5 protein-coding genes and 1 pseudogene are annotated in these 5530 nt (G+C 67.0%); 2 read left to right on the top strand and 4 right to left on the bottom strand.

Features of this window, described 5'->3' with window-relative positions; all coding sequences use genetic code 11:
- The 4 genes from DD1DGNOD_RS13180 to DD1DGNOD_RS13170 form a co-directional block, all read right to left on the bottom strand.
- The coding region (locus DD1DGNOD_RS13180) for a cytochrome P450 (protein WP_131770254.1) at positions 1–1378 on the bottom strand (1378 nt) is incomplete at its 3' end.
- A 64-nt stretch (positions 1379–1442) separates the two neighbouring features.
- Complete coding sequence (locus DD1DGNOD_RS29400; RefSeq protein WP_241255690.1) at positions 1443–1727, bottom strand: cytochrome P450; 285 nt, start codon at positions 1725–1727, stop codon at positions 1443–1445.
- Positions 1705–2658 (bottom strand): cytochrome P450, encoded by a 954-nt coding sequence (locus DD1DGNOD_RS13175; protein WP_241255689.1) that lies wholly within the window; start codon positions 2656–2658, stop codon positions 1705–1707. The genes DD1DGNOD_RS29400 and DD1DGNOD_RS13175 overlap by 23 nt, the downstream gene beginning before the upstream one ends.
- Positions 2659–2723: 65 nt before the next feature.
- The gene (locus DD1DGNOD_RS13170) at positions 2724–3941 is read right to left on the bottom strand and encodes a cytochrome P450 (RefSeq protein WP_131765500.1); all 1218 of its coding nucleotides are present in this window, start codon (positions 3939–3941) and stop codon (positions 2724–2726) included.
- A 291-nt stretch (positions 3942–4232) separates the two neighbouring features.
- Between DD1DGNOD_RS13170 and DD1DGNOD_RS13165 the strand changes: the two genes are divergently transcribed.
- Both DD1DGNOD_RS13165 and DD1DGNOD_RS29395 read left to right on the top strand, forming a co-directional pair.
- Positions 4233–5030 carry a class I SAM-dependent methyltransferase gene (locus DD1DGNOD_RS13165; protein ID WP_241251245.1) on the top strand — a complete coding sequence of 266 codons (798 nt, stop codon included), beginning with the start codon at positions 4233–4235 and terminating at the stop codon, positions 5028–5030.
- A gap of 44 nt (positions 5031–5074) precedes the next feature.
- Positions 5075–5530 (top strand): annotated as a pseudogene (locus DD1DGNOD_RS29395) (integrase core domain-containing protein); the annotation flags it as partial.

Raw genomic sequence — 5530 nt, 5'->3', positions numbered from 1 at the left:
ACTCCGTCTGCTTGTGGGCGAGGCGGGTGGTCATGTGTACCGGCGAGTCGTAACGCAGCATCTCCTCGACGGCGGGCGCCGCCAGCTCCGGGTTGGCGCGGAGCAGGGCGTACTGGTCGGGGTGGCGGATCAGCGCCAGGATGCCGTTCGCGACCAGGTTGACGCTCGTCTCGTGTCCGGCGACCAGCAGCGTGACGCAGGTCGCGAGCATCTCGTCCTCGGTAAGCACATCGCCCTGCTCCTCGACGGAGGCGAGCTCGCTGATCAGGTCATCGGCGGGTTGGGCACGACGCTGGGCGATGAGGTCGCGGAAGTAGGCCACGAACTCGCGGGCGGCCTGGGCGCGTGCGTCACGTTCCTCGGGTGAGAGGAGCGGGTCAGGGTCGAACCCACGGGCGAGCGCCCGCGACCAGCGCTGGAGGTCCGGGTGGTCCTCGGCCGGTGCGCCGAGCAGCTCGGCGATGATGGTGAGCGGCAGCGGGTAAGCCAGTGCGGTGATCACGTCGACCTCGCGGGCCTCGATGATCGCATCGAACAGCTCCTTGACGAGCTGCTCGACGCGGGGCCGCAGGTTGGCCACGGTGCGTGGGGTGAACGCCTTGCTGACCAGTCCACGCAGCCGGGTGTGGTCGGGCGGATCCATCCAGAGGAACGAGGTTGGCAGGTCGACGTGCTCGACGCCAGGGTGGAACAACTCGGCCTCGTGAGCGTGACTCCAATTGTTGTCCTGGAGAATGGTCGCGCAGTCCTGGTACCGGGTCACCAGGTGCACGCCCAGTGGGGTGCGAATGAGCGGCTTGGCCTCGCGGGCCGCGGCGTACCGGGGATACGGGTTGGGCCAGTGCCTGGGATCGAACGCATCGAAGGCGGCCTGCGGCGCGGCAGCGGGAGGGGAAACGTCGACGTCCGTCGAGGGTCCGGGCTGGAACACCAGGCAGGTGGTCGTCCCATGCGCGATCAACCTACCGTTCGCGTCGGTCACGCGTCCTTCGGCGGTTGCGATCCGCTTACCCACGTGGACGATGTTGGCCTCGCAGATGAGCAGGTCGTCGTCGAGCTTCACGGCACGAATGAAGTTGACCTTCAATTCAAGCGTCGTGGACCTCGCACCGTCCGGGATCACGGTGTACACGGCGCTGCCCATGACGGTGTCCATGAGCGTGGCGATCACTCCACCGTGCACCAGGTACATGGCGTTCGCCGCCGCGGGTGAGGGCTTCAGCGTCCAGACGCTGCGGCCCTCCTCCAGCGTGTCGAGCAGGACCCCCAGCGAATGGCCGACGCCGATGCCTGCCTCGACCCCGTAATCGACCAGAGCCCGTAGCTCCCGCAGCCGGCGCTGTAGTGGCGTCTCGGTGTCCGTTTCGTCCACGCTCATTAATCTCTCTGCTCTCTGTAGATGTCGCTCACAGACTTCGCGTGTACCACCGACAGCAACGTCCTTACCGCAGGTGAACGGGGAGGGCTTGCATCCTCCTGAGTGAAAGGTTCTCCAGATAGGTCAGTTGCTCGGTGGCCAGTTCAAGCCGGGGAGCACGCCGGACGAGGGCGTCCAAGGCGATCTCCGCCTCAAGGCGTGCCAGCGCCGTGCCGAGGCAGAAGTGGATGCCCTTGGCGAACGAGAGGTGGGCAGGAGCGGGCGTGGGGCCCGCGTAGCGGGTGATGTCCAGGCGGTCGGGGTCCTCGAAGACCTCGCCGTCCCGATTAGCCGAGGCAAGTAGCAGCACAATGCCGTCCCCTGAGGTTGAACGTGTGCCCGGCGAGCTCCAGCCGGCCCTGCGCGACACGGGTGGCAAGCTGTACCGGCGGTTCGTAGCGGAGCAGTTCCTCCACCGTGTAGCGGGCGATGTCCGGCGTCACCCGCCACAGGGCGAGCTGGTCGGGGTTGCGCATGAGGGCGAGCGTGCCATGGGCGATCAGGCTCACCGTCGTCTCGAATCCGGCGTTGAGCAGCATCACGCAGGTGTTGAGCAGTTCCGACTCGCTGAGCAAATCGCCGTGCTCCTCGACCGCCGCAAGCGCACTCACCAGGTCATCTCTGGGCTGTGCCCGCCGCTGCGCAATCAGGTCCTGGAAGTAGGCCTTGCCGTCCTGCATGGCGCGGGCACGCGCGGTGAGGTCCTCGGGCGGCAAGAGAAGGCCAGGGTCGGCTCCGCGGGCGAGAACGGTCGACCAGCCGCCGAACAGGTGGTGATCCTCCCTGGGCACGCCAAGCATGTCGCAGATGACGGTGAGCGGCAGCGGGTAGGCGAACGACTCGATCAGGTCGACCTCGCCCACCTTGAGTGCCGCATCCAGCAGCTCGTCCACGGTCTTCTGGATGAGCGGCCGAAGCCCGGCCACCATGCGCGGCGTGAACGCCTTGCTCACCAGCCCGCGCAGGCGGGTGTGGTCGGGCGGGTCCAGCCACAGGAACGGCAGGTGCTCACGCTTGACTTCGGGCGCGAACGGATTGAAGCCGTTCTCGTCGGCGCGGGCCCATTTCGGTTCCTGGAGCGCGGCCGCGCAGTCGTGGTAGCGGGTCATCAAGTGTACGCCGACGGGGTGGCGGTACAGCGGGGTGGCCTCGCGCAGCGCGCGGTACCGCGGGTACGGGTCGGCGCGGTGCTCCTGCGCGAAGCCGTCGAACACGACCTGCTCCGGGGCTGCGGAATCCACGGCGGGCTCCTCTTGACGGCATGGGGCGGGTTGGGAGGCCGTGCCCTGGATGCCGACGGCGGCGTTCAGTCCCGCAAGCGGACCGGGAGGGTGTCCAGCCCGTGGATGGCGACAGTGTCGCGCCAGACGGGTTCGTCGTCGGTCAGCGACAGCCCCGGCGCACGGCGCAGGAGCGTGTCCACCGCGATCTGTGTCTCCAGCCGCCCGAGGTGCGCGCCGAGGCAGTAATGGATGCCCCCGCTGAGCGAGAGGTGGCGTGGCGCAGGGGAACGCCCGGCGAACCGGGTGATGTCCAGGCGCTCAGGATCGGTGTACACGGCCGGGTCGCGGTTCGCGGCGGCGATCAGGACGATGACACCTTCACCCCGGGCGAACGTGCGCCCCGCCAGTTCCCGCTCCTCCAGTGCGACCCGGTGGGTGAACTGCACGGGCGGCTCGTAGCGGAGCAGCTCGTCGACGGCGTACGGGGCAAGCTCCGGATTGGCCCGCCACAGGGCGATCTGGTCGGGGTTGCGCAACAGAGCCACGAGGCCCTTGCCGATCAGGTCGGAGATGGTCTCGTAACCTCCGATCAGCAGCCCTACGGAGAGCCCGAGCATCTCGCGCTCGCTCAGTACGAAGTCGCGCTCCTGCGCCGCGCACATGTCGCTCAGCATGTCGTCACGAGGGTCCTTGCGCCGCTGCGCGATCAGCCCGGCGAAGTACGCCTCGAACTCCCGCATGGCCTCAGGCCGACGCGCCAGACTCTCGGGTGACTGCAGGATGTCCGGGTCCGAGCCGCGGACGATCTCCAGTGACCACTTCTTGACCGCGGTGTGGTCCTCGGGCGGGATGCCGAGCATGTCCCCGATGATGGTGAGTGGCAACGGCCGGGCCAGGGCCTCCATCAAGTCGACCTCGCCGGCCTCGATCGCCTTGTCGATCAGCTCGTTGACGAGACCTTCGAGCCGCGGTCGGAGCCCCTCGGTGTTGCGCGGGACGAACGCCCGCTTGACCAGCCCCCGCATCCGGGTGTGGTCAGGCGGGTCCATCCGCAGCATCGAGCCCGGCACGTCGTCGGGAGCCACCCCGGGACGGAAGGGGTTGATGCCGTCCTCGTAGCCATGGCCCCAGAGCGCGTCTGTGAGAACCGCCGAGCACTCTTCGTAGCGCGTTGCCATAAGAATTTGAGGCTTGATCGGGTACAGCGCGGTGAAATCGCGAACCAACGCGTATCGCGGGTAGGGGTTGGATCGGTGCACAGGGTGAAAGGCGTCGAATACAACCTGCGGCGCAGCGGACACGTCCACGTCCTTCTTCTCAGCACGGTTGTCGCGAAAATCATGTCGACAGAACGCCGACAATGACAGCCCCCGCCGATTGCCGTGAGGTGAACATTCCTTGAACCGATCCGGTCGTGACGTCAACGAAGTGTCGACATGAATTCCCGTACACCGTGTCGCCATCGGACTGTCAATCACTCAATAGAAAAAACGGATTGATGGGGTGTGAGCACCCGGGAGAATGGAGGTAAAATGTCTATCGGGGCCCATGCGGACGCTGGATGACTCCGATGCGACCACAGGAGAGCTGGTTTGTCGACCTACGTATTGGACCAAGGGCATCCGGGTGAGCGCACACGCCTCGAGGCGATGGCGGGAGCGTGGGATCCGGGGACCATGCGGCTCGTGGGCGCCCTGGGCATCGGTACCGGGCATCGCTGCCTCGAGGTCGGCGCGGGCACCGGCTCCATCGCTCGGGCACTGGCTGATGTCGTCGGCCCCGAGGGGCACGTCCTCGCGGTTGACCGCGACATCCGCTTCCTCGGTGAGTTGCCGGACGGGGTCGAGGTCCGGTGCATGGACGTCATGGTCGACGACCTTCCGCATGCGCAGTTCGACCTGGTGCACACGCGGCTCCTGATAGCGCACCTACACCCCCATCGGCGCGCGCTACAGCGGCTCGCGGCAGCGGTCACACCCGGCGGCTGGCTTCTGGTTGAGGAGGTCGACTGGACGTGCGCCGACCTGATCGTTCCCGAGGCGCCGATACACATCGCAATGGTCCGTGCTCTGCAGCAGCTCATGGGTGAGAGGGGCGGGTTCGACGCGACCTATGGCCGCCGGCTCCTTGGCGACGTGCTCAGCCTCGGCTTCACTGACGTATCCGCCCAGTACCGCGGTACTCAGTCCCGCAGCAGCAGCGAGTCGTGGCTGGCCTGGCAGCTCCTTGTGGAGCAATTCCAACAGGGCATCATCCAAGCCGAGCTGATGACGCAGCAAGAGGTGGACGAGTGGTGGTCACTCAGCCGCGACGAGAACAACCTCGTCGTTGGTGTAACGATGTTCGCCGTCCAGGCCCGGCGTCTCTTAGAAGTCAGCCTGGGTTTGTGAGCTGGGGTGATGTGACGGCGTGGCTGTCGGCATGATGGTCAGCGGTGCTGCGCCGTACCCCGCCGAAGCCCCGGTGGGACTGGGCGGACCGGGCTGTGCTCGCCGCGCTGATCCAGCTCCTTCCCAGGACACTGCGAGCCCACCGGCTGGTCACCCCTGGGACCGTGTTGCGGTGGCATCGCCGCCTGATCACCAGGACGTGGACCTACCCACACCGGACGGGACGACCACCGGTCAGCACGGAGATCGCCACGCTGATCGGACGGCTCGCGACCGAGAACACGGCATGGGGATAGCAGCGGATCCAGGGCGAGCTGCTCAAGCTCGGCCACCATGTTGGCGCGTCCACGATCCGGCGAGTCCTGAAGTCCCTGGGGATACCCCGGCACCCAAGCGACAGACCGACACGACATGGCGGCAGTTCCTCCGCACCCAGGCATCGACCATGCTGGCGGTGGACTTCTTCCACGTGGACTGCGCGGTAACTCTCACCCGCCTGT

It is taken from the genome of Candidatus Protofrankia californiensis, assembly GCF_900634765.1.
Taxonomy (GTDB): domain Bacteria; phylum Actinomycetota; class Actinomycetes; order Frankiales; family Frankiaceae; genus Protofrankia; species Protofrankia californiensis.
Note: the sequence above shows the minus strand (reverse complement) of the source record. Positions and strands in the feature narration are given on the sequence as shown.